Origin of the sequence: Aeromicrobium sp. UBA7512 (genome assembly GCF_002476985.1) — a bacterium.
In the GTDB taxonomy this organism is placed as follows: domain Bacteria; phylum Actinomycetota; class Actinomycetes; order Propionibacteriales; family Nocardioidaceae; genus Aeromicrobium; species Aeromicrobium phoceense.
The window spans coordinates 908,009-931,741 of sequence record NZ_DLNK01000007.1; the positions used below are offsets into that span (position 1 = coordinate 908,009).

At 71.5% G+C, this 23,733-nt stretch carries 21 protein-coding genes; 8 read left to right on the forward strand and 13 right to left on the reverse strand.

Annotated elements, in window-relative coordinates; translation table 11 throughout:
- Nucleotides 1–39 precede the first annotated feature (39 nt).
- On the forward strand, nucleotides 40–1,854 hold the full coding sequence (locus B2363_RS15285; protein WP_286931228.1) for a hypothetical protein: 1,815 nt from the start codon (nucleotides 40–42) through the stop codon (nucleotides 1,852–1,854).
- Between the two features lie 88 nt (nucleotides 1,855–1,942).
- On the opposite strand, the gene sucD is transcribed toward B2363_RS15285, so the two are convergent.
- Nucleotides 1,943–2,839, reverse strand: a complete 897-nt coding sequence (sucD, locus tag B2363_RS15290; protein WP_286931229.1) for a succinate--CoA ligase subunit alpha — start codon at nucleotides 2,837–2,839, stop codon at nucleotides 1,943–1,945.
- Nucleotides 2,840–2,848: 9 nt separating this feature from the next.
- Nucleotides 2,849–4,012, reverse strand: a complete 1,164-nt coding sequence (gene sucC, locus B2363_RS15295) for an ADP-forming succinate--CoA ligase subunit beta (protein WP_286931231.1) — start codon at nucleotides 4,010–4,012, stop codon at nucleotides 2,849–2,851.
- Between the two features lie 279 nt (nucleotides 4,013–4,291).
- Here sucC and B2363_RS15300 point away from each other — a divergent pair, with 279 nt between their 5' ends.
- Entirely contained in the window at nucleotides 4,292–5,344 is a 1,053-nt protein-coding gene (locus tag B2363_RS15300) for a M23 family metallopeptidase (protein WP_206679944.1), read from the forward strand.
- Nucleotides 5,345–5,356: 12 nt separating this feature from the next.
- On the opposite strand, the gene pcrA is transcribed toward B2363_RS15300, so the two are convergent.
- The gene (gene pcrA, locus B2363_RS15305) at nucleotides 5,357–7,690 is read right to left on the reverse strand and encodes a DNA helicase PcrA (RefSeq protein ID WP_286931234.1); all 2,334 of its coding nucleotides are present in this window, start codon (nucleotides 7,688–7,690) and stop codon (nucleotides 5,357–5,359) included.
- Nucleotides 7,691–7,782: 92 nt separating this feature from the next.
- Between pcrA and B2363_RS15310 the strand changes: the two genes are divergently transcribed.
- The gene (locus B2363_RS15310; protein WP_286931236.1) at nucleotides 7,783–9,918 is read left to right on the forward strand and encodes a DUF4185 domain-containing protein; all 2,136 of its coding nucleotides are present in this window, start codon (nucleotides 7,783–7,785) and stop codon (nucleotides 9,916–9,918) included.
- Between the two features lie 88 nt (nucleotides 9,919–10,006).
- Nucleotides 10,007–11,200: a N(5)-(carboxyethyl)ornithine synthase gene (locus B2363_RS15315; protein ID WP_286931238.1), complete on the forward strand. Its 1,194-nt coding sequence runs from the start codon at nucleotides 10,007–10,009 to the stop codon at nucleotides 11,198–11,200.
- Nucleotides 11,201–11,211: 11 nt separating this feature from the next.
- Here B2363_RS15315 and B2363_RS15320 read toward each other — a convergent pair whose 3' ends face one another.
- From B2363_RS15320 to B2363_RS15330, 3 genes are all read right to left on the reverse strand, one after another.
- A complete protein-coding gene (locus tag B2363_RS15320; RefSeq protein WP_206679943.1) occupies nucleotides 11,212–11,463 on the reverse strand; it encodes an excalibur calcium-binding domain-containing protein in 252 nt (83 codons plus the stop codon).
- A gap of 135 nt (nucleotides 11,464–11,598) precedes the next feature.
- On the reverse strand, nucleotides 11,599–12,243 hold the full coding sequence (locus B2363_RS15325) for a LuxR C-terminal-related transcriptional regulator (RefSeq protein ID WP_181752809.1): 645 nt from the start codon (nucleotides 12,241–12,243) through the stop codon (nucleotides 11,599–11,601).
- A complete protein-coding gene (locus tag B2363_RS15330) occupies nucleotides 12,240–13,520 on the reverse strand; it encodes an ATP-binding protein (protein WP_286931242.1) in 1,281 nt (426 codons plus the stop codon). Before B2363_RS15330 ends, B2363_RS15325 begins: the two co-directional genes overlap by 4 nt.
- Nucleotides 13,521–13,651: 131 nt before the next feature.
- Between B2363_RS15330 and B2363_RS15335 the strand changes: the two genes are divergently transcribed.
- From B2363_RS15335 to B2363_RS15345, 3 genes are read left to right on the forward strand one after another with little or no spacing between them, the layout of a single operon-like run.
- Entirely contained in the window at nucleotides 13,652–14,929 is a 1,278-nt protein-coding gene (locus B2363_RS15335; RefSeq protein ID WP_286931244.1) for a PspC domain-containing protein, read from the forward strand.
- Nucleotides 14,926–15,111 (forward strand): hypothetical protein, encoded by a 186-nt coding sequence (locus B2363_RS15340; RefSeq protein ID WP_181752804.1) that lies wholly within the window; start codon nucleotides 14,926–14,928, stop codon nucleotides 15,109–15,111. Before B2363_RS15335 ends, B2363_RS15340 begins: the two co-directional genes overlap by 4 nt.
- On the forward strand, nucleotides 15,108–15,374 hold the full coding sequence (locus B2363_RS15345) for a PspC domain-containing protein (RefSeq protein WP_181752802.1): 267 nt from the start codon (nucleotides 15,108–15,110) through the stop codon (nucleotides 15,372–15,374). The genes B2363_RS15340 and B2363_RS15345 overlap by 4 nt, the downstream gene beginning before the upstream one ends.
- Here the strand turns inward: B2363_RS15345 and B2363_RS15350 are convergent.
- From B2363_RS15350 to B2363_RS15360, 3 genes are read right to left on the reverse strand one after another with little or no spacing between them, the layout of a single operon-like run.
- Nucleotides 15,310–16,359, reverse strand: a complete 1,050-nt coding sequence (locus B2363_RS15350; protein WP_286931248.1) for a glycerophosphodiester phosphodiesterase — start codon at nucleotides 16,357–16,359, stop codon at nucleotides 15,310–15,312. The genes B2363_RS15345 and B2363_RS15350 overlap by 65 nt on opposite strands.
- 4 nt (nucleotides 16,360–16,363) lie before the next feature.
- On the reverse strand, nucleotides 16,364–17,839 hold the full coding sequence (locus tag B2363_RS15355; protein WP_286931250.1) for a gamma-glutamyltransferase: 1,476 nt from the start codon (nucleotides 17,837–17,839) through the stop codon (nucleotides 16,364–16,366).
- Between the two features lie 31 nt (nucleotides 17,840–17,870).
- A complete protein-coding gene (locus tag B2363_RS15360) occupies nucleotides 17,871–18,449 on the reverse strand; it encodes a dihydrofolate reductase family protein (protein ID WP_286931252.1) in 579 nt (192 codons plus the stop codon).
- 98 nt (nucleotides 18,450–18,547) lie between these two features.
- On the opposite strand from B2363_RS15360, the gene B2363_RS15365 reads away from it, so the two are divergent.
- The gene (locus tag B2363_RS15365; RefSeq protein ID WP_286931254.1) at nucleotides 18,548–19,747 is read left to right on the forward strand and encodes an MFS transporter; all 1,200 of its coding nucleotides are present in this window, start codon (nucleotides 18,548–18,550) and stop codon (nucleotides 19,745–19,747) included.
- A 132-nt stretch (nucleotides 19,748–19,879) separates the two neighbouring features.
- Here the strand turns inward: B2363_RS15365 and B2363_RS15370 are convergent, their stop codons facing one another.
- From B2363_RS15370 to B2363_RS15385, 4 genes are read right to left on the reverse strand one after another with little or no spacing between them, the layout of a single operon-like run.
- On the reverse strand, nucleotides 19,880–20,896 hold the full coding sequence (locus B2363_RS15370) for a sulfate/molybdate ABC transporter ATP-binding protein (RefSeq protein WP_286931256.1): 1,017 nt from the start codon (nucleotides 20,894–20,896) through the stop codon (nucleotides 19,880–19,882).
- A gap of 14 nt (nucleotides 20,897–20,910) precedes the next feature.
- Complete coding sequence (locus tag B2363_RS15375; protein ID WP_286931258.1) at nucleotides 20,911–21,741, reverse strand: sulfate ABC transporter permease; 831 nt, start codon at nucleotides 21,739–21,741, stop codon at nucleotides 20,911–20,913.
- Nucleotides 21,734–22,579 carry a sulfate ABC transporter permease subunit CysT gene (cysT, locus tag B2363_RS15380; protein WP_286931260.1) on the reverse strand — a complete coding sequence of 282 codons (846 nt, stop codon included), beginning with the start codon at nucleotides 22,577–22,579 and terminating at the stop codon, nucleotides 21,734–21,736. The genes B2363_RS15375 and cysT overlap by 8 nt, the downstream gene beginning before the upstream one ends.
- Nucleotides 22,576–23,655, reverse strand: coding sequence for a sulfate ABC transporter substrate-binding protein (locus tag B2363_RS15385; RefSeq protein WP_286931262.1), 1,080 nt, complete (start codon nucleotides 23,653–23,655; stop codon nucleotides 22,576–22,578). Before B2363_RS15385 ends, cysT begins: the two co-directional genes overlap by 4 nt.
- Nucleotides 23,656–23,733 lie beyond the last annotated feature (78 nt).

Sequence of the window (23,733 nt, forward strand, 5' to 3'; positions counted from 1 at the left end):
CGACAGCACACGCCGGGGCCGATCGAAGGAGGAAGGTAGATGACTCGGGTCGACGAGTTCGATGCCTTCTACTCCTCGACGCAGCGCGTGACCCTCGTCACCACGTACGCGAAGTGCGGTGATCGGGAGGTCGCTCGCGAGGCGACGATCGAGGCCTACCGCCATGCCTGGCGGCAGTGGTCGCGCGTGTCGTCCGGCGATCCTGCGTCGTTCGCTCGGGCCGAGGCCTGGAAGGGCACGGCCCTGAGCCGCGGCACCCACCCGTGGCGCCGGAAGCGCACCCACGACACCGACACGGCGCTGCTGGCCCAGCTGGCCGACCTCGACCAGCCGTCGCGGCGGCTCATCAGCCTGATGACGATCGCCGACGTCGACCTCGACGAGGCCGCGCGTGAGGTGGGCGTCGACGACGAGGCAGCCCTGGAGCTGGCCTCCCGCGGCTTCAGCCGGATCGAGGAGGGCCTCGGAGCGACCATCGACGAGGTCGTCGAGCGGATGCGGGCCCTGGCGGTCGTCACCGCCGGCCTCGACCTGCCCACGGCCGCCGAGGTGCGCCGCTCCGCCACCCGGGGCGCCCGCCGCAACGCCGTCCTTCTGGTGGCCGCCGCGCTCGCGCTGGTGCTCTTCGGTGGCGCGTTCGTCGCCCAGGGCGATGCCACGGCCCGCCAGTCGGCCCTGCCCGACCGCGAGAAGATCGGCGCGGAGTCGCGCGACGTCGTCCTGGACTCCCACAACATCGGCACCGACGACCTGCTGTCGTCGGGCGAGGTCGCGGCCCTGCGTCCCGACTCGTCGTGGACGGTCGAGGCGACCGACACCGACCCGGCCAACCAGACCCCCTACGCGACGTGCCCCACCACGCGCTTCGCCGATCCCGACCCGCTCAAGGTGTTCGTCCGCGCCTTCACCGACGACACCGACGACCGCGTGGCCCAGGCCCTCGAGGTCTCGCGCTCGCAGGAGGCCTCCGAGGCCGCGTTCGACCGCCTCGTGTCCTTCTACGCGGGCTGTGAGCACCCGCGCACGCGCCTCGTCGACGCCTACCGCGTCGAGCGGCCGTTCGGCGACTTCCAGATCCTCCGCCTGCAGTCGTACCGCTCGCCGAGCCGGTTCATCACGGTGGGCCTCGCGCAGTCGGGCACCCTGACCAGCACGCTCGTGCACGAGTCGCCCGGCACCAAGCGCACGGACGTCCGGCAGTTCGCGCGCGTCCTGAACGAGTCCATCAGCCGCGTCTGCGCCGACTCCGGCGGCGACTGCTCCACCCGCTTCACCGTGACGCCCACGGTGCCGCCCGCCGTGGGCAAGAACCCCGAGTTCCTCGGCGTCGTCGACCTGCCGCCGGTCCGGACGATCGACAGCGTCTGGAGCGCCAGCGCGCCGATGCCGGTCACCGACCAGAACCCCACCGCCACGGTGTGCGACGACACGAAGTTCACCGATCCGTCCGTCGTCTCGGCCCAGTCGCGGGTCTTCGCGATCCCCGAGACGACGAAGCTGCCCGACCAGTTCGCGCTCACCCAGACCGTGGCGCGGCTGGAGTCGCCCAAGGACGCCAAGAAGCTCGTCGACGGCGTCACCAAGCGCCTCGAGGAGTGCGCCGACGGCGACATCCCGGCCGAGGTCAGCGACGTCAAGCGCGTCCGTGGCGAGGACTTCACCGGCACCTCGTGGCGCGTCGGCCTCGAGGTCGGCAAGGACAAGGTCGTCAACTACCGCATGGGCATCGTGCGCCGCGGCTCCGACGTCACCCAGGTCCTCTTCCCGCCCGCCGGCAAGTACGCGATCTCCGGTGGTGAGTTCCGCGCCGTCCTCAAGCGCGCGGGCGAGCGTCTCGCGCACGCGCCGGAGTGACGGACTTCTCGCCTGACGGGGAGCCCGCCCCCAGCAACGACGAAGCCCCCGCGACCGTAAGGTCGCGGGGGCTTCGTGCTGAGCTGGCTCAGAGATCCTTGAGGATCTCCCGCATCAGGGCGGCGGTCTCGGACGGCGTCTTGCCGACCTTGACCCCGGCGGCCTCGAGGGCCTCCTTCTTCGCCTGGGCGGTGCCCGACGAGCCCGACACGATGGCGCCGGCGTGGCCCATGGTCTTGCCCTCGGGGGCGGTGAAGCCCGCCACGTAGCCGACGACCGGCTTGGTGACGTGCGCCTTGATGTACTCGGCCGCACGCTCCTCGGCGTCGCCGCCGATCTCGCCGATCATCACGATCGCCTTGGTCTCGGGGTCGTTCTCGAACGCCTCGAGCGCGTCGATGTGCGTCGTGCCGATGACCGGGTCGCCGCCGATGCCGATGGCGGTGGTGAAACCGAAGTCACGCAGCTCGAACATCATCTGGTAGGTCAGCGTGCCCGACTTGGACACGAGGCCTACCGGGCCGGGGCCCGCGATGGTCGCCGGCGTGATGCCGGCGAGCGCCTGCCCGGGGCTGATGATGCCCGGGCAGTTCGGGCCGATGACGCGCGTCTTCTTGCCCTGGGCGTAGGCCCAGAACTCCGCGGTGTCCTGGACCGGCACGCCCTCGGTGATGACCACCAGCAGGCCGATCTCCGCGTCGATCGCCTCGACGACGGCGTCCTTCGTGAACGCCGGCGGGACGAACGCGACCGACACGTCGGCGCCGGTCTTCTCGATCGCCTCGGCGACCGAGGCGAAGACAGGCAGCTCGACGTCGTTGCCGTCGGCATCGACGTGCTTGACCGTGGTGCCGGCCTTGCGCGCGTTGACACCGCCGACGACGTTCGTGCCGGACTTCAGCATCAGTGCGGTGTGCTTGGTGCCCTCGCCGCCGGTGATGCCCTGGACGATGACCTTGGATTCAGAGGTGAGATAGATCGCCATGTTTCGTCCTTATGCGTTCGCGAGCTCGGCGGCCTTGTCGGCGGCACCGTCCATGGTGTCGACGAGGGTGACCAGCGGGTGGTTCAGTTCGTTCAGGATCGCCCGGCCTTCCTCGACCTTGTTGCCGTCGAGGCGCACGACGAGCGGCTTCTTCGCCTCGTCGCCGAGGATCTCCAGCGCGCCCTTGATGCCGTTCGCGACCGCGTCACACGAGGTGATGCCGCCGAAGACGTTCACGAACACGCTCTTGACCTGCTCGTCGTGAAGGATGACGTCCAGGCCGTCAGCCATGACCTGCGCCGAGGCGCCGCCGCCGATGTCCAGGAAGTTGGCCGGCTTGACGCCGCCGTGGGCCTCACCGGCGTACGCGACGACGTCGAGCGTGCTCATGACGAGCCCGGCGCCGTTGCCGATGATGCCGACCTGGCCGTCGAGCTTGACGTAGTTCAGGCCCTTCGACTTGGCCTTGACCTCGAGCGGGTCGGTGGCGTCGTTGTCCACGAACGCCTCGTGCTCGGGGTGGCGGAAGTCGGCGTTCTCGTCGAGCGAGACCTTGCCGTCGAGGGCCTCCAGCTTGTCGCCCTCCAGGCGCGCCAAGGGGTTGACCTCGACCAGCGTGGCGTCCTCCTCGACGAAGACCTTCCACAGGGACTGGATCATCTCGACGGCCTGCTCGGCCAGCTCGGCCGGGAACTTGGCGTCGGCGACGATCTCACGGGCCTTGGCCTCGTCGACGCCGGTGCCGGCGTCCACGGGGATCTGGCGCACGGCCTCGGGGTTGGTCTTGGCGACCTCCTCGATCTCGACGCCGCCCTCGACGCTGGCGATGCAGAGGTAGCTGCGGTTCGCGCGGTCGAGCAGGAACGAGAAGTAGTACTCCTCGACGGGGGGCGTGGCCGGCGTGACGAGCACGCGGTTGACCGTGAGGCCCTTGATCTCCATGCCGAGGATGTTCGAGGCGTGCTCGAAGGCCTCATCGGCGGTCTTGGCGATCTTGACGCCGCCGGCCTTGCCGCGGCCGCCGGCCTTGACCTGCGCCTTGATGACGGTGACGCCACCCGTCTGTTCGGCGGCGGCCTTGGCCTCCTCGGCCGTGGTGACCACGGTGCCGAGGGTCGTCGCAACGTTGTGCTTGGCGAAGAGCTCCTTCGCCTGATATTCCATCAGATCCACGGTGACGTCCTTAATGGTGGGATTCGCTGTGGTTCGGCGGGCGCCGTGGACGCGACGTCGCCGAAGCCCTCGCGACTCTACCCGTCGTTCACCGCACGTTTCCTCGTGGGTTTGTAAACGTGAGTTGAAACACCGTCCCACTTCGTGGACGTGCGGCTTCGACTTTCCTCTGGTATCCGTGTCCTAACGGTGGGTCACTTCGACAAAGGGTTGGAATTCGCGGCGCCGGGTCCCCTAGACTCGGCGAGTCCGTTTGCCTGACCCCCCGGAGGCTCCCGTATGGCCGAATTCGATCGCTCCCGAGCGAGCGGTCGGTCGACCCCGGATGCCAATGAAGCACCCCGGAACGTCGGCTCGCGGCGCGCCTCGCGCCCCGTCGAGCAGGACTCCGACTCGACCGTCGTCATGAAGGCCCTGAGCCCTCAGTCGACCACCCAGACCTACAGCGTCGGCCGTCGCGCCAAGCAGCCCACTCCGGTGGCCGGCTCCCGCCGCGCGCACGCCCCCGTCGCGGCCGAGCCCGCCACCGCGCTCCCCGAGCCCGTGGCCACCGTGCCGGCCGAGGACACCCTCACCTTCCCCGCGATCGGCTCGATCCCCGAGGGCCGCATCCCCGGCGCCCGCCGTGCGCGCCGCGCCGCGGCCGCCACTGGCCGCACCCGGCTGCTCGCCGGTGTCGCCGCCGTCGTGATCGCGGCGGTCGGCTCGATCAGCGTCACCTCGCCCGGCCTGCTCGCCGGTGCCGACGCGGCGCTGGCCAAGAACTACGTCGGCGCGAACGCCACCAACGCGGTGGACGTCTCCCGCAGCTACGACCGCGAGCTCGCCATCCAGAAGCCGCTGCAGGCCCAGCAGGTCCAGAAGGCCCTTGCGCAGCAGAAGGCCGGCTACGAGAAGGCCGCCGAGAAGCGCCAGGACGAGATCATCCGCAACCAGTGGGTCATCCCCGTGGTCGGCTACCGACTCACGGCGCGCTTCGGCCAGGGCGGCGGCTACTGGAGCAGCGGTCGCCACACCGGCCTGGACTTCGCCGGCCCGTCGGGCTCGACGATCGTCTCGATGGCGGCCGGCACCGTCACCTCGGCGGGCTACGAGGGGGCCTACGGCAACCGCACGATCGTCACCCTCGCCGACGGCACGGAGATCTGGTACTGCCACCAGAGCTCGATCTCGGTCAGCGTGGGCCAGCAGGTCGCGCCCGGTGACGTCATCGGTGCCACGGGAGCCACCGGCAACGTGACCGGCCCGCACCTGCACCTCGAGGTGCGCCCCGGCGGCGGCGACCCGGTCGACCCGTACGCGGCTCTCGCCGCGCACGGCGTCACCCCCTGACCGCCGCGCGGCTCAGAGCTTCTCGAGCGGGGCGTAGCGCAGCAAGAGCCGCTTGACCCCGGCCGAGCCGAAGTCGACGCTGGCGACCGAGTTCTGGCCCGTGCCCTCCACCGTGACGACCGTGCCGAGCCCGAAGCTGTCGTGCGTGACGCGATCGCCGGGTGACAGGGACATGACCTCGCCCGAGGTCTTCTTCTTCGAGCGCGCGGCCACGGTGGACGACCGGAACGACGCCGCGGGCGTGCGTGGGGCCCACTGGGTGGGGGCGCTGGCCTCGCGCTTCCAGTCGATCAGGGTGGCCGGGATCTCGTCGAGGAACCGCGACGCCGGGTTGTACGACGGGGCGCCCCAGGCCGAGCGCACGGTGGCGCGGGTGAGGTAGAGCCGCTCGCGCGCCCGGGTGATGCCCACGTACGCCAGTCGGCGCTCCTCCTGCAGCTCGGCCGGGTCGCCGAGCGAACGCAGGTGCGGGAACACGCCGTCCTCGAGGCCGGTGAGGAACACCACCGGGAACTCCAGGCCCTTGGCCGTGTGCAGGGTCATGAGGGTGACGACGCCGTCCTTCGCGTCGGGCAGCGAGTCGGCGTCGGCCACGAGCGCCACCTGCTCGAGGAACGCGTCGAGGGAACCGGCGGCCAGGGTGACGTCGGGGTCGGGCTCCTCGCCCTCCTCGAGGGTGGCGGCGGAGGCGACGAACTCGCGGGCGACCGCGACGAGCTCGGCGAGGTTCTCCACGCGGGTCTCGTCCTGCGGATCAGTGCTGTTCTCGAGCACGGTGAGGTAGCCCGACTTCGTCAGCGCCGCCTCCAGCACGGCGTCGGCCGGGGCGCCGGAGGCGGCCAGGTCCATCAGCTCGGACATCGTCGTGGCGAACGCGGACACGGCCGAGCGGGAGCGGGTGGCGAGCTCGTCGATCTCGTCGACGCGGGTCATGGCCTCCCAGAAGCTGACGTCGTGGCGGGAGGCGAAGCGCTCGAGCGCGCCCTCGGCCCGGTCGCCGATGCCGCGCTTGGGCTCGTTGAGCACGCGGCGCATCGAGACGGCGTCGCGGGGGTTCACCAGGACGCGCAGGTAGGCCAGGGCGTCCTTGACCTCCTTGCGCTCGTAGAAGCGGACACCGCCGACGACCCGGTAGGGCAGCCCCACGCGGATGAACACCTCCTCGAACACACGGCTCTGCGCGTTGGTGCGGTAGAACACCGCCACGTCGCGGGCGGCGGCGATGCCGGCGTCGGAGAGCCGGTCGATCTCGTCGGCGATGAACTGCGCCTCGTCGCGCTCGTCGTCGCCGACGTAGCCGACCAGCATCTCGCCGTCGCCCTCGGCGGACCACAGCTTCTTGTCCTGGCGGCCGGAGTTGCGCGAGATCACGCCGTTGGCCGCGGCCAGGATGTTCTGCGTGGAGCGGTAGTTCTGCTCCAGCAGCACCGTGTCGGCGTTGGGGTAGTCGTCCTCGAACTCGAGGATGTTGCGGATCGTGGCGCCGCGGAAGGCGTAGATCGACTGGTCGGAGTCGCCCACGACCATGAGGTCGGACTCCTCGTCGCAGAGCTCCTTGATCAGCGTGTACTGGGCGTGGTTCGTGTCCTGGTACTCGTCGACGAGCACGTGGCGGAACCGGCGGCGGTAGGTGTCGCGGACCTCGGGGAACGCCTGGAACAGGTGGACGGTGTTCATGATGATGTCGTCGAAGTCCATGGCGTTCGCCGCGCGGAGCCGGCGCTGGTACTCCGCGTAGCACTGCGCGTAGGTCTCGTCGGTGCCGTTGGAGGCGCGGCGCCCGGCCTCCTCGTGGTCGACCAGCTCGTTCTTGTGGTTCGACACCCAGTTGAGGACGGCGCGCGGGTTGACCTTCTTGGGGTCCAGGTCGAGGTCCTTGACGACGAGGGTCATCAGGCGGCGCGAGTCGGCGGCGTCGTAGATGCTGAACGACGACGTGTAGCTGAACTTGTCGGCCTCGCGGCGCAGGATCCGCACGCAGGCGGAGTGGAACGTGGAGACCCACATCATCCGCGCGCGGCCGCCCACGAGCTCGGCGACCCGCTCGCGCATCTCGGCGGCGGCCTTGTTGGTGAAGGTGATCGCCAGGATCGAGCCGGGATGGGCACCGCGGGCGGCGATCAGCCAGGCGATGCGGCGGGTGAGCACCCGGGTCTTGCCCGAGCCGGCGCCGGCCACCACCAGCAGGGGGCCGCCGGTGTGCGAGACGGCGGTCCGCTGGGCGTCGTTGAGTCCTTCGAGCAGCTCGTCGGACCGGGCGGTGCGGCGCTTCGCCGGGGGTGCGTCGGCATCGGCCGGGCCGGGAGCGGACGGGCGGGCGGAGGGCACGGGGAATGGCAGGGTCATCGCAGGATCCAGCGTAGTCGCGATCCCCGACAGCCCGGCGGCCAGAGGCGCAGGACCACGGGAGCGCCGAACGCCCCGCTACGGTGAACGACATGCGCCAGCACGGAGTGGGGCTGACGGCGGCCGGGTTCGTCGTCGCGATGCTCCTCACCGCGGTCCTGGTGTGGCTCGACCCGGCGTCCGAGCTGCCCGGCCTGAACCAAGCGGCCCCGCGCGAGATCCCGGTCGCGGTCGTCGGTCCCGATCCTGACGCCTCGACGATGCGCGACGCCCTCAACGGGCCCAGCGAGCACGAGGTCGCCGCCCGGGTCAGCCCGTCGAAGGAGGCGGCCCAGAAGAGCCTGGCGAAACGGTCCGTGAGCGGCGTCGTGGTGATGGGGAAGAAGGACGAGCACGTCCTGTGGGTGGCCAGCGCCGACGGCACTGCCGAGGCCGCGAAGGTCCGCGAGGTCGTCTCGAGCATCCTGGCCGCCAGCGGGCAGAGCGTGAAGGTGGAGGACAGGATCCCCACGGCCGAGCGCGATCCCGAGGGCGTCGGGCCGTTCCGGCTCGGCATCGCGTGGGCGATCCTCGGCGTGGCCTTCGCCGCCCTGCTCGGCCTGGTGTTCGGCGCCAGGTCGCCGTCGGCGTCCCTCGTCGTGCTGAGGTTCGCGGGCCTCGCGGCCGGGGCGGTCGTGGCCGGGCTCGGGGGCGCGTTCCTGAGCGAGGTCGTCATCCGGCGCCTCGACGCGCCGTTCCTCGCGCTCGCGGGTCTCGGGGCGATCGTCGTGCTGGGAGTGGGCTCGGTGACGCTGGCGCTGATCGCCTGGTTCGGTCGCCTGGGGCTCGGCCTCGCCGTCCTCGGCCTGGTGCTGGGGATCCCGGGCGCGATCGGCGCGTGGCCACTGACGCCGGTGCCGGTCGTGTGGCCCACCCTGCTGGCCTGGCTGCCGCCGGGAGCGGCGACGTCGGCCGTGCGCGGCCTGGCCTACTTCGGCGGCGAGGGGGTCGAGCAGGTCGTGGTGATGATGGCGCTGTGGACCCTGCTCGGGCTCACCGCGGCCACCGTCGCGGCCACGGCTGCCGAGCCGCGACATGCCCGGCGGGACCTCCATCCGTCGCTGCGCCGGCATCCCGTCGCCGCCACGGCCGGCGCGCTCGTGATGACCGGCCTGCTCGTCGTGACCCCCGCAGTGCCCGCCTTCACCACCACCGACCTGGACCCTCCCGTCACCGTGACCTGCAAGAAGGTCAGCCCGCCGACCAGCGTCGAGGAGCTCAACGAGCGGATCGAGACGGTCAGCGACGTCGAGGGATTCGTGGGAGGCGATGTCGGGGCCAGCACGCAGCTGGCCGACGGCCGTGGGCTGTTCGTGTTCGGCGACACGATCCGGCGGCCGGACTACGCCAGCCAGACGATGGTGCGCAACTCGATGCTGCTCTTCGACGACACGTGCGTCGGGCTCGTGCAGCGGAAGGATCGCAGCGCCGTGATCCCCGACCGTGCGGACGGGGTGGGCTACTGGCCCATGTCGGTCGCCGCCGTCGACCTGGGTCGCGACCTCGTGGGTGTCATGGCGCAGCGCGTGCGGCAGACGGGCGACGAGCTGTTTGGCTTCGAGAACCTGGGACCTGCGGTGGCGATCTTCCGGGTCGAGCCGGGACGCGCGCCCGTGCTGCAGCGGGTGGTCGACCTGGGCGAGGACGACCCCGACACCTCCCGGCCCACGTGGGGCGCCGCCGCGACGGTCGTCGGCGACTCGGTCTACCTCTACGGCACGAGCCGCACGAGCGACGCCGGGTTCGGCTGGGCCGTGTCGGTGGCCCGCGCGAAGCTGGCCGACGTCACCGACCAGTCGAAGTGGCGGTACTGGGACGGGAAGAAGTGGCAGCGCGACGCCGACGGCGCGGCCACCGTGATCGAGCAGGACAACGGGGTCTCCCAGACGTTCTCGGTCTTCCGCGAGGGCAAGCGCTGGTACGCGCTGAGCAAGCGCGCGGACTTCGTCGGCACCGACCTGGTGGTCTGGACGGCTCCCGGCCCGACCGGCCCGTTCGTGGCGGCCCCGCCGGTCGCGAAGATCCCGTCGACCGCGTCGGCGCTGCGCTACATGCCGCTCGCGCACCCCGAGCTGTTCCCGCAGGAGGGCACGATGGTGGTGTCGGTCAGCCGCAACACGAAGGACGGCGACGTCCAGGCCGACCCGAGCCTCTACCGCCCGGAGTTCCTGAGGATCGACCTGCCCTGACCCGGGAGCTCGCGTGGTTCGCGACCGGTCCCGCAGGGCTTACCGTGAGGGGTCGGGACCTCTCAGGTCCTCCAGCAAGGGAACCCCTATGGCCGATTCGGCCGCCGCATCGCCCCGCACGCCCACCACGCCCCTTCTCATCGGCCTGCTGGCCCGTTCCCGCAAGGAGAACGAGCACCGGCTCCCGGTCCATCCTCGACACCTGGAGGACATCGCTCCGGAGCTGCGCCGGTTCGTGCGGCTCGAGCAGGGGTACGGGAAGGATTTCGGGCTCACCGACGCGGAGCTGGCGCCCCTCGTCGGGCGGATCGCCTCCCGCGAGGAGCTGATCGCCGACTGCGACGTCATCGTGCTGCCCAAGGTCCAGGCCGAGGACCTGGTGCAGATGCGCGAGGGGCAGACCGTCTGGGGCTGGCCGCACTGCGTGCAGGACGCCGCGCTGACCCAGGTGGCGATCGACCGTCGGCTGACGCTCATCGCCTTCGAGGCGATGAACCACTGGACCGAGGACGGCCGCTTCGCGCTGCACGTCTTCCACAAGAACAACGAGCTGGCCGGCTACTGCTCGGTGCTGCACGCGCTGCAGCTCGCCGGCCGCACGGGCGACTACGGGCGCCGGATGAAGGCCACGGTCATCGGCTTCGGTGCCACGGCGCGTGGTGCCGTCACGGCCCTCAACGCGCACGGCATCAGCGAGGTCCACGTGCTGACGAACCGTGACGTCGCCGCGGTCGGCTCACCGATCCACGGCACACAGATCGTGCAGCTCGAGCGCGGGGGCGAGGGTGACGACCCGGAGGACCTCTGGGCCCAGACGCCGGACGGCATGGTGCCGGTGGCCGAGTTCCTGGCCGACAACGACATCATCGTGAACTGCGTCCTGCAGAATCCCGACGCGCCGCTGACCTTCCTCGACGAGGGAGACCTCGCCTCGATCGCGTCCGGAACGATCGTGGTCGACGTGTCGTGCGACGAGGCGATGGGCTTCAGCTGGGCCAGGCCCACCACGTTCGACGAGCCGACGTTCACCGTGGGCGACAACGTCCTCTACTACGCCGTCGACCACAGCCCCTCGCTGCTGTGGGACTCCGCCACGTGGGAGATCAGCGCGGCGCTGCTGCCCCACCTGGAGACGGTCATGGCGGGCCCCGCAGGCTGGGACGCCGCGACGGTCGTCTCGCGGGCGATCGAGATCCGCGACGGCGTCGTGGTGAACCCGGCGATCCTGTCGTTCCAGCACCGCGCCGAGGAGTACCCGCACCCGGCGCTCGCCGCCGGCTGAGCGGGGAAGGCTCACCGCTTCTCGCAGGCGATCCTGTCCTTGTCGCGGTCCTTGGTCTTGTTGGCCTTGTAGAGGGCCTTGCTGCGCTTGAAGCTCGTGACGGGCTTGCCCGACGTCTTGTCCTTGGCGCCGGGCATGCCCACGCCGTGCGGGTACTTCTTGTTGAGGGCCGTGCAGTTCTTGAACTTCGTGGCGGCCTCGGCCGGCGCGGACGCCAGCACGAGAGAGCTCGTCATCAGGACCGCGACCAGGATCTTGCGCACCAGGACTCCTTGCGTGGGGGACGTCCGGTCACCCTACGGTCGAGAGGGCCGCCCCGTCCCACTTTTGGAACGGGATGCACGCGATGCGCGCCGGCGGGGGTGCATCCCGTTCCAAAAGTGGAGGAGGGGCGCGGCTCAGATCAGCCGGCGGTCGTTCGCCCAGCGGGTGAGCTCGTGGCGGCTCGAGAGCTGGAGCTTGCGCAGGACGCTGGAGACGTGGGTCTCGACGGTCTTGACGGAGATGAACAGCTCCTTCGCGACCTCCTTGTAGGCGTAGCCGCGCGCGATCAGGCGCATGACCTCGCGCTCGCGCTCGGTGAGCCGGTCGAGGTCCTCGTCGACCTGGGCCACCGCGATGGTCCCGGCGAACGCGTCGAGCACGAAGCCCGCCAGACGGGGGCTGAACACGGCGTCGCCGCCGGCCACCCGGTCGATCGCGTCGAGCAGCTCGGGCGCCGAGATGTTCTTGGTGACGTAGCCGCGGGCGCCGGCGCGGATGACGCCGATGACGTCCTCGGCGGCGTCGCTGACGGAGAGGGCCAGGAACGTCACGGTCGCGCCCGCGCGACGGATGACCTCCGGGCCGCCGCCCCCGGGCAGGTGCACGTCGAGGAGCACCACGTCGGGGCGCAGGGCAGAGATGGCGGCGACGGCGGTGTCGACGTCCTCGGCCTCGCCGACGACCTCCACACGGCCGCTGCCGAGCCGCTCCAGCTCGGCGCGGACGCCGGTGCGGAACATCGCGTGGTCGTCGACGACCAGCACGGACAGGACACTCATGACTTCTCCTTGTCGCCGTTCGAGACCGGCATGGTCAGGGCGACCTCGGTGCCGGTCTCGGGGGTGCTGCGGACGCGGGCGGTGCCACCGTGGCGCTCCGCACGGCCGATGATCGAGCCGCGCACGCCGAGCCGGTCGTCGGGCACCGCGGCGGGGTCGAAGCCCGTGCCGCGGTCGCGGACGAACACCTCGATGAGGTCGCCGTGCTCCCCGGTGACGCGCTCGGCGTAGACGTCGACCCGGTCGGCGCCCGAGTGCTTGGCGGCGTTGACGACCGCCTCGCCGGTGGCGGCGAGCAGGGCACGCAGGCCGTCGTCGGGGAGCGCGTCGCCCACCGTGACGACCTCCACGGGGACGCGGTGGTTCGTCTCCACCTCGGCGGCGAGGTCGCGCAGGGCGGTGGCGAAGGTGGCGGTCTCGTCCTGGCGGCCGTAGAGCCAGTCGCGGAGCTCCCGCTCCTGCCGCCGCGCGAGGGTGGCGACGGCGGCCGGGTCGTCGGCGTTCTTCTGGAGCAGGGCGAGAGTCTGCAGCACGGAGTCGTGCAGGTGGGCGGCGACGTCGGCCCGCTCCTGCGAGCGGATGCGCTCGCGTCGCTCCTCGCCCAGATCGGTCCAGAGGCCGAGGATCCACGGTCCGAGGATCAGCACGAGGCCGACCACCGCGATCGCCAGCGCGGCGGCGAAGTCGACGGCCGCCGACCAGCCGCGGTTCACGGTGAGGACGTAGATCGCGCCCAGGCCGATGAGCGACACGCCCACGAGCAGGCGCACGGCGAACGCGGGACCGCGCGTCTGGCGCAGCCACGAGTTCCAGGTCGCGTCGTCGAAGATCCGCCAGACCAGCGCCACGCCGGTGACGACGAGCAGCAGCGGCAGCATCCAGCCCTGGAGCCAACCGCCGGCCAGCGCCATCAGGCCGAGGATGCCGAGCCCGACCGCACCGATCGCGACGCTCTGGACGACCTCGCGCCGTGACGGCCCGCCCGCCGCGCCCCGCAGTCCGCGCCGCCGGGCCGAGGCCAGGCCGGGGGAGTCGTCGACCGGGGCCTGGAGGGGCAGGAACCACCACAGCAGGAGGTAGGCCAGGAGGCCCGTGCCGTGGACGAACGTCGCCACGACGAAGCCGACGCGCACCCACACCACGGGCAGGCCGAGGTGCTCGGCCAGGCCCGCACTGACACCCGCCACGATGCGCGCGTCCGCGGGGCGGTACGCCCGGCGGTAGCCGTCACCCGGGCGCCGGCCGGTGCCGGCGGCGTCGGAGGCGGCGGTCGTCATGACCCCACCCTCACACGCGGGCGCGCGTGGACGCCATCAGGTGCGACCCCGGTTCGGTGCCGACCCGTCTCGGGGGAGGACCAGGGGATCACCCGATGGTGCACGTCGCCGCCGGTCGGCAGGCTGGTGCCATGAGTTCTCCCACCCACGGCTCGCAGCTGGATGCCCTGCGACGCTCGACCGGCGACAAGCTGCTCGGCGGCGTCTCGGGCGGCGTCGCGCGAGCCCTCAACATCGACCCCGTCATCGTGCGGATCGGCTTCGTGGTCCTGACCGTCGCCGGGTTCGCCGGACCGATCCTCTACGCGGCCTGCTGGCTGCTCATCCCCGCCGAGGGCTCCGAGCGCAGCGTGCTGGGGGAGGCCTTCGACCTCAAGTCCGACTCGCAGCTGCGGTCCGTCGGACTGATCGTCGCCGGCATCATCGCCCTCGCCGCGATCCTCGGAGACACCGCGTGGGGCCTCGGCGGCTGGTTCTGGTGGCCGGTCTGGGCCCTGGTGTGGCTCGCCGTCCCGGTCGCCATCGTCGTCCTCGTGTGGCGACTCGTGACCCGGTCGCGCCAGCAGGGTCCCCCGCCGCAGTTCGCACCGCCCCCGCCGTACCAGCCGGGGCAGTCCGCCCAGGCCTTCGCCGGCTCCGACGAGCCGACCACCACGTCCCTGACAGGAGACGACGAGATGACCACCCCCCTCATGCCCGACGCGTCGGACACCGACGAGCGCCCGGGCGAGCACACCGCCGTGCTGCACGAGCCGGGCCCTCCCGGGCAGCCTCCGGGCCCGCCGCCCACCCCGGTGATGCCGCCCGCCCGTCCGCGCCAGCGCTGGTCGCCGGCCCTCCTGCTCCTGACCCTGTCGGCGATCATCGCCGCCATGGGCGCCCTCGGCCTCTGGTCGATCGTCCAGGAGCCGCTCGACGCCGCGATCTACCCGGCCGTCGCGCTGGGCATCGTCGCCGCCGGCCTGTTCGTCGGCACGAGGATCGGCCACCCGGGTGCTCTCGTGCCGCTCGGCCTGCTGGCGATCCCCGTCCTGGCGGTCGCCTCGGTGGCACCCAACCTCTCGGCCGGTGACATCGACCTGCGGCCCACCACGGCCGCCGCGATCGCCGAGCCCATCGAGCAGGGCTTCGGTCGGGTCCAGGTGGACCTCACCTCCATCCAGGACCCGCAGACGCTCACCGGGCGGACGCTCGAGATCGACAACGGCGTCGGCGAGACCCTCGTGGTGGTGCCCGAAGGCCTGGACGTCGCGGTCGAGGCCCGGCTCTCCGCCGGAGGACGCATCGAGGTCTTCGACCGCGTCGCCGACGGGCAGAACCCCTCACTCGACAGGCCTTCCGACGCCCCCGGGGCCTATCGCATCGAGATCAACGGCACGGCGGGCGAGATCCAGGTGGTCCGTCGATGAACACCCATCCGATGCGCTGGGACGCGCTGGTCTTCGGCGTCCTGTTCACCCTCACGCTCGTGGGGTGGGCGCTGCTCCACTACGACCTCGCGAGCGCCGACGGCCTGGCCGTCGCCGGACTCGTCACCCTCATCCTTGCCGGAGTCGCCGGCATCGCCCTGACCCTCAGGAGGAAGTCATGAACCCCACCCCCGCGCCCAAGAAGCTCACCCGCAGCGCCACCGACAAGTGGCTCGGCGGCGTGTGCGGCGGACTGGCCGAGTACACCGGCGTCGACGCCACGCTGATTCGCGTCATCACCGTGGTGCTCATCGTCGTCGGCATCGGCACGACGGTCCTGGTCTACCTCGCCGCCTGGCTGCTGATGCCGCAGGCGCAGGTCACCCAGGTGTGGGGCCCGCCGACGACCGATGGGCCGACCGCGCCGCCACCGCCGTCTGCGTGAAGTCCGAGAACACCCCGTCGACCCCGGCGGCGTAGAAGGCCAGCAGCTCGGCCGTCGCGTCACCGGGGTCGGCCTTCGTCCCGCCGGTGCGCATCTGCTTCGGCAGGAAGTTGTTCTCGTTGCGCATCGTCCAGATGTGGACGAACAGACCGGCCTCGTGCGCATCTCGCACGAGGCCGGTCTCGTCGAGCAGCGTGTGGTCGCGGGCGCGCGCGATGACCAGGCTCTTGTTCGGGCCGATGCCCTGGGCGTACTCCGCGATCCTCGCGAGCTCGGCCGGGGCGGTGAGCGCGGCGTAGTCGCGCGGGTCGTAGGTGGACGCGAGGTCGTAGGGGGCGCCCAGGCGCTCCATGAGCTGCACGAGCGGCAGGGGCGTCCGGCGGCTCAGGTCCTTGAGGTTCGCCGTCTCCATCGACTGGATGACGACCTTCGCGCCCTCGTGGTTGAGCCCGCGCCGGTCGAGCACCTCGAGCAGCCGGTCGTTGAGGTCCAGCCCGATCGACCGGAAGTACGTGGGGTGCTTGGTCTCGATGTAGACGCCGATCGGTGCGACGTCCGATCCGCGGCGCGCGTTCTCCGCCTCGGCGATGTCGATCACCTCGTCGAGGGTCAGGATCGGCTCGGTGCCCTGGAGGGGCAGGTTCTGCGGGCGCAGCTGGGGCAGGCGCTCGCGGGTGGTCAGGGTCTTGATCTCCTCGAGGGTGAAGTCCTCCGTGAACCAGCCCGTCAGCGGCATCCCGTCGATGAACTTCGTCGTGCGCAGGTGCGCGAACTCGGCGCGACCCGCGACGTCGGTGGTGCCGCCGATCTCGTTCTCGTGGCGGACGACGAGGACGCCGTCCTTCGTGGCCACGACGTCGGGCTCGATGTAGTCGGCACCCTGCTCGATCCCCAGCAGGTAGGACGGCCGGGTGTGCTCGAGACGCGATCCCGGGACGCCGCGGTGGGCGATGACGACGGGCTCTGGGACGAGCGAGGCGGTCATCGGGTCAGCGTAGGCGACCGACGACCCGGGTGGCACCGTCGCGACGCGGGTCCGCGGCCGCGACGAGCGTGCCGTCGGCGGTGGACATGGCGCCCGAGACCCCGCCGAAGTACATCGACAGGTGGTCGGGGTCCTCGACCTTGATCTCCTCGTCCACCGTCGCGGCTCGGTGCACGTGCAGACGCGGGTGGTCGATGGCCTCCTGCAGGGTCAGTCCGTCCTCGACGAGCCCGGTCAGCGCCTGCAGGATCGCGGTCGTGATGCGGTCGGCGCCGGGCGACCCGATGGACAGGACGCCGCCGTCGACGTGACGGCCGACGGTGGGCGCCATGTTCGACAGCAGGCGCGACCCGGGCGGCAGGCCGTGCAGGCCGCGCGGGTTCAGCTCCTGCTCGCCGAGGCAGTTGTTGAGCCAGATCCCGGTCTCGCGGGCGATCATCCCGGAGCTGTAGCCCGACGAGATCGTCACCGAGCACGCCGTGCCCTCGGCGTCGGCGGTGGAGACGTGCGCCGTGGAGCCGGACTCGAGGGCGGCGATCCCGTCACGATCGATCAGGTCGAGGAACGCCGCGGCGTCACGGTCGAGGTCGTCGGTGTGGTCGAAGGTCCGCAGCCGCTCGCCCAGCACCCGGCGCTGGACGCGCAGGAGGTGCTCGGTGTCGGTCAGGCCGTGCCCCGCCATGAGACGCAGCATCGCGGCGACGCTCACGCCGCCCACGGCCGGCGGCGGGTTGGTGCCGAGCGTCCAGCCCTCCATGCGCGCGGTGAGCGCGGGGCGCACGACGGGCTCGTAGGCCGCGAGGTCGTCGGGGCCGAGGAGGCCGCCACGGGACAGCACGTCCTCGGCGACCGCACGACCGAGCTCGCCGGTGTAGAGCTCGGCCGGGCCGTGGCGCGCGATGCGCTCGAACGAGTCCGCGAGGTGCGGCACGACGAGGTGGTCCTCGGCGACGCGACCCTGGGCGTCGTGCACGGCGGCGCGGCTCGCCTCGTCCCAGCCGAAGATCGTGTCGTGCACGTAGGAGAGGTAGTAGCGCGAGGCGGCGCTGAGCCGGAACCCGCCGCGGGCCACGTCGATCGCCGGGGCGAGCAGCTCGGACCAGGGCAGGTGGCCCCAGCGGCGGTGGGCCTCGCCGAACGCCGCGATCGCGCCGTGCGTGGCGACCGAGCCCGGGCCGACGGTGATCGTGACGCCGCCGCCGTACTCGGTGAGGACGTCCCACGTGCCCTCGCCTCGCCGGTCGGGGCAGTCGCGCCCCGGCATGTCCATCCAGCCGTCGATCGTGACCGGCTTCGAGCCGTCGGGCGGCTGGATCGTCAGGAACCCGCCCGCGCTCGCCGACACGAGGCCGACCTCGTTCACCATCGCGACGAACGCGGCCGCCAGCGCCGCGTCGATCGCGTTGCCCCCGGCCTTGACGATCGCCTCGCCCGCCTCCGCCGCGGCGGTGTTCGGGGCGGCGATCGCAACGCTGGTCACTCGCTCAGCGTAGGGGCGCGGGCCGCAGTTATCAGGTGGGCCGCGCGACCGCGTAGGTCAGGTGGGCGAACTGGCCGCGGCGGTCGACGTCGGTGAGCCGGAGGCGGTCGGGCCCGAGCCGGCGGGGGAGGAGGGGCTGGCCCGCGCCGAGGGTGGCCGGCGCGACGCTCACCTGCACCTCGTCGAGGGCGTTCGCGTCGTCGAACTGGCCCACGAGGTCACCTCCGCCCATGAGCCAGACGTCGAGGTCGCCCGCGCGTGAGCGGATGGCGTCGAGGTGGTCGCGGACGTCGCCCGAGACGACGGTCAGGTCGGCGCCGGCGGGCACCGGCAGGTCGCGCGAGGTGAACAGGAAGGCCGGCTTGCCCGACATCGCGTCGGGCCAGGCCTCGGGCTTCTCCAGCGCGCCCGTCTCGCGCAGCAGCCACTCGTACGTCGAGGAGCCCAGCACGGTGACGCCGACCGAGGCGAGGAACGCGGTGAACGGGTCGGCGTGCTCGGGGGCGTCGGGGGTGCCGCCCTCGACGGCGAAGAGCCAACTGAGGCTGTGGTCGGTGTCGGCCAGGAATCCGTCGAGCGTGGCGGCGGTGTTGAAGACGAATCGGGTCACACCCGATCGTCGCGCGAACGAGCGGCCTGCGGCAAGCAGTGACCCGGCTCGCACCGCCGGAACGGAATCGAAGCGGCGATGAGGGCCTTGTACCTGCTGTGACCTCGACACCAACCGAACCGACGCGCGCCCGCCACGTCGGCCTGGCCCTGCTGGCCCTGGCCCTCGGTGGCTTCGCGATCGGCACCACCGAGTTCGTGACGATGGGCCTGCTGCCCGACGTCGCCGAGAGCATCGACCGCGACATCCCCACGACGGGTCACATCATCTCCGCGTACGCCCTCGGCGTCGTCGTGGGAGCGCCGCTGATCGTGTCGCTCGCCGCGCGGATGCCGAAGCGCACGCTGCTGCTGTGGCTGCTGGCCGGCCTGGGCCTGGGCAACGCCCTCACGGCCGTGGCGAGCGGATACGTCCCCGTCCTGCTCGCTCGCTTCGTCGCCGGGCTGCCGCACGGCGCCTACTTCGGCGTCGCGTCGCTCGTGGCCGCGTCCCTCGTCCCGGCCGGGCGCCGGGGTCGCGCCGTGGCCATGGTGATGATGGGCCTCTCGGCGGCCACGGTCGCCGGCGTCCCCGCCAGCGCGTGGCTCGGGCAGGCGCTCACGTGGCGCGCCGCCTACGCGCTGGTCGTGGTGATCGCCGCGGTCGCCGCGATCCTCGTCCTGGCTTTCGTGCCCCACCTCCCGGGCGACCCCTCGGCCACGATCCGCGCTGAGCTCGGGGCCCTGCGCGAGCCCGCGGTCATCGCCGCCTTCGCCACCGGCGTCGTCGGCTTCGGCGGGGTCTTCGCGATGTACAGCTACATCGCACCGATCGTCACGGACGTGGTGGACCTCCCGTCATCGGTGATCCCGGTGTTCCTGCTGGTCTTCGGTCTCGGCTCCGTCGGCGGCACCCTGCTCGCCGGGCGTCTGGCCGACTGGGACAACGTCCGCCAGGTCATCGGTGGCCTGGGCGCCACGGTCGTCGTGCTGCTGGCCTTCTACGAGCTGGCCTCGTTCGCGCCCGCGGCCCTGCTGTGCGTGTTCCTCGTCGGGGCGCTCGGCAGCATCGTCGCGATCGGCCTGCAGATCCGGCTGATGGCCGCGGCCGGCGATGCCCAGATGCTCGGCGCCGCGCTCAACCACGCCAGCCTCAACATCGCGAACGGACTGGGTGCCTGGCTCGGCGGTCTCGTGATCGCCGCGGGCGCCGGCTACGCCGCTCCGGCGCTGGTGGGCGTCGCGCTCGCCGTCGCGGGACTCGTGGCGTTCCTCGTGGGGCTCAGGGTCGCGCCCGTGCGGACCCCCGTGCACGCCTGACGCACGTTGAGGGCGACCGGGCCTCCCGGCCCGGCCGCCCTCGTACTCCACCGTCCCGTGGAGCGTGCGGTCGCAGGGCGGTGCCCGGCGAACGGCGTGTGGATCTCGCGGCTCAGCGTACTGAGACGTGGGTCACACTGTAACCCCGAGTTGCGCCGGCGTCGAGAGCGTGAGCGGATCGTTCGTGGCGCGGATCGCCTGGGCGCCCGCCGCGGGGGACAGCCACAGCTCGTCGCCGTGCTGGAGGCCGAGGTTTCTGGCCTCGGCACGGGTCACCGTGACCTGCACGGGCGGCTGCTGCCCCTCGCTCGGCGTGACGTCGAGACGGACCTCGAAGCCGATCCGCGTCCACCGCGTGATGCGGCCGCGCACGGCGTCCGGTCGCGGGGTCACCGAGACCTCGATGTCGTGGGGACGGATCTGCAGGTCGCCGAGCCGGGTGACCGGGCCGAGGAAGCTCAGCACGAAGTCGGTGGCGGGAGCGTCGTAGAGCTCGTCGGGCGACCCGACCTGCTCGATGCGGCCGTCGTTGATGACCACGATCGAGTCGGCGACCTCGAGCGCCTCCTCCTGGTCGTGGGTGACGAAGACCGTGGTCACGTGCACCTCGTCGTGCAGTCGGCGCAGCCAGTCGCGCAGCTCCTTGCGGACCTTCGCGTCGAGGGCTCCGAACGGCTCGTCGAGCAGCAGCACGGTGGGCTCGATGGCCAGGGCGCGGGCCAGGGCCATGCGCTGGCGCTGGCCGCCCGAGAGCTGCGAGGGCAGCCGGTCGCGGAACTGGCCCAGGTGCACGAGCTCGAGCATCTCGTCGACCTTGGCCGCGATCTCGGCCTTGGGTCGCTTGCGGATCTCGAGGCCGAACGCGATGTTCCTCGCCACGGTCATGTGCTTGAACGCGGCGTAGTGCTGGAACACGAAGCCGACGTTGCGCTTCTGCGCCGGCAGCCGGGTGGCGTCGACGCCCTCGATCTCGACGCGGCCGGAGTCGGCCTCCTCGAGGCCGGCGATGATGCGCAGCAGCGTGGACTTGCCGCCGCCGCTGGGTCCCAGGAGCGCGGTCAGCTGCCCGGTGGGGATGGACAGGTCGATGCCCTCCAGCGCGACGAAGTCGCCGAAGTTCTTGTTCACCTGGGAGATCTCGATGCTCATGGCGGCCTTTCGCTTCAGTGCCGCTCGGTGCGCGAACGCAGGAGGGACACGACGATGATGCACAGGACGGAGACGCTGGCCAGCAGGAAGGCGATGGCGTACGCCGACTCCTGCTCCCAGTTGAGGTACTTCTCCTCGACGGCGAGCGTGGCGGTGCGGGTCTCGCCGAGGATGTTGCCCGAGACGACCTTGACCGCGCCGAACTCGCCGAGCGACCGGGCCAGGGTCAGCACGACGCCGTAGATGACGGCCCACTTGATGCCGGGGAGGGTCACCCGCCAGAAGGTCTGCCAGCTGCTCGCGCCGAGCGAGCGCGCGGCCTGCTCCTGCTCGGTGCCGATCTCCTCCAGCACCGGGACCACCTCGCGGACGACGAGGGGCAGCGCCACGAACGCGGTGGCCATGATGATGCCCGGGGTGGCATAGATGATCTGGATGCCGGCGCTCTCCAGCCCCGGACCGAACCAGCCGCCGCGGCCGCCGTAGACCAGCACGAGGGACAGACCCACGACGATCGGTGAGATGGCCAGCGGCAGGTCGATGAACGAGCCCAGCAGGCGTTTGCCGCGGAACTCGTTGCGGACCAACAGCAGCGAGATCGTGACGCCGAAGACCGTGTTGATCACGGTGGCGACGACGGCCGCGAACGCGGTGAGCCGCAGGGCGGCCACGGTGTCGGCGTCGGCGAAGACCGTGCGGAGGGCGTCGAAGCCGTTCTCGAACGTGTTCGTCACGACGAGCGAGACGGGCCACGCCACCAGCAGGAACAGGTAGGCGATCACGGCGAAGCGCACGACGTAGGTGACCGGGCCCTTGCGCGTGCGGATGCGCTGGATGTCAGCCACGGCGGGCCACCCTCCGCTGCAGGAGGTCCAGGAGCAGGATCACGGTCAGGGACACGATGAGCAGCAGCGTGGCGATGGACGCCGCGGCCGCCGGGTTGTCGTTCTCGATCGCGCCCAGGATGCGCACGGAGGCGACCTCGGACGTGAAGGGCAGGTTGCCCGAGAGCAGCACGAGCGAGCCGTACTCGCCGACGCCGCGGGCGAACGACAGGGTGGCGCCGGCGGCGATCGCGGGCGTCAGCGTGGGCAGGATGATGCGCGTGAAGGTGGTGAACCGGCTGGCCCCGAGCGAGGCCGCGGCCTCCTCGATCTCCACGTCGATCTCCTCCAGCACCGGCTGGACCGTGCGCACGACGAACGGCAGGGTCACGAACAGGAACGCCAGGAAGACGGAGGCCTCGGTGTTGGCCACGTTGATGCCCAGCGGACTCTCGTCGTTGCCGTAGAGCGAGAGCAGCACGAGACCGGCCACGATCGTTGGCAGCGCGAACGGGATGTCGATGAGGACCTCGAGCAGGGCCTTGCCGGGAAAGCTGTCGCGGACCAGGACCCACGCGATGGCGGTGCCCACGAAGACGTTCACCACGGTGACGAGCAGGGCGGACGTGACGGTGAGCCGGATCGCGTCGGCGGTCTGCTCGTTCGTCACCGCGTCCCAGAACGCACCGATCCCGCCGCCGGCCGCGGTGGCCACGACCGCCGACAGGGGAATGAGCACCAGGAGGCTGAACCACGTCATGGTGACCCCCAGGCCGATGGCGGAGGCGCGGTTCAGCGCGCCGGCCGGCCGGGTGCTCCCCGGCCGGCCCACGCGCGTGACGACGTCCGCAGAGGTCACGAGGCCGCCTTGCCCGACTTCGCGATCGCCTCGGTCACGATGCCGACGGGGTTTCCGTCCTTGCCGTCGCCGAACAGCTTGTCCTTGACCTCGCCCCAGCCCGGACCGCCGAAGTTCTTCTCCAGCGTGAGCAGGTTGTTCACGGCCGGGTAGGGATCGGAGGAGTCGGGAGCGCCCTTGATGTCGCCGGGCTCGAGATCGACCGCTGCCAGGTCGGGCGTGCCGGGGTTCTCCAGGTTGAGGGGACGGAAGCCGGTCAGCGCGAACTGGCGCTGGCCTTCCGTGCCGAGCACGAAGTCCAGCCAGTCCTGCGAGACGGCGCTGGAGTCCTTGAGGATGGCGCCGGGGTTCTCGATCAGCAGGGTCGTGTCGGGGATGACGAACTCGAAGCCGTTGCCGTTCTGGGCGGCCAGGATCGCCTCGTTCTCGTAGGCGAGCAGCACGTCGCCGGCGCCGCCGAGGAAGCTCTGGGTGGCGTCGCGGCCGCTGTTGGTCAGCGACACGACGTTCGCGAAGAGGTCGTTCACGAACTCGGTGGCCTCGGCCTCGGTGCCGCCGTTCTCGGTGACGTGACCCCACGCGGCGAGGGCGTTCCAGCGCGCGGCGCCCGAGGACGCGGGGTTGGCCGTGACGATCTCGACGCCGGGCTTCACCAGGTCGTCCCAGCCCTTGATGTCCTTGGGGTTCCCGTCACGGACGCCCAGGACGACGATCGAGTTCGACACGATGCCCTTGTTGTCGGCGTCGTCCCAGGTCTCCTCGACCAGGCCGGCCTCGACCAGGCGGTCGACGTCGGTGGCCACCGAGAGGTGGACGTAGTCGGCGTCGAGCCCCTCGACCACAGCGCGGCTCTGGTCGCCCGAGGCGCCGTACGACGTCTTGAAGCTGGTGCCCTCGCCGGCGTCGGTCTTGACGAACTCCTTCTGGATGTTCTTGTTGGCGGCCTCCGGCACGGCGAACCCGACGATCGAGATCTGCTCGCCGCTCTCGGCGGCCTCCGAGCCGCAGGCCGTGAGGGCGGTGGCAGCGGTCAGCAGCAGGGCTGCGGCCGCGATGGGGCGCAAGCGATGTGCCATGGGAGTTCCTCTCGATTGGTCCGCCGCTTCGTGCGGTGGGCTCGAGCAGTCAACGTAGGTCAGTCGCACGAGCTTGTG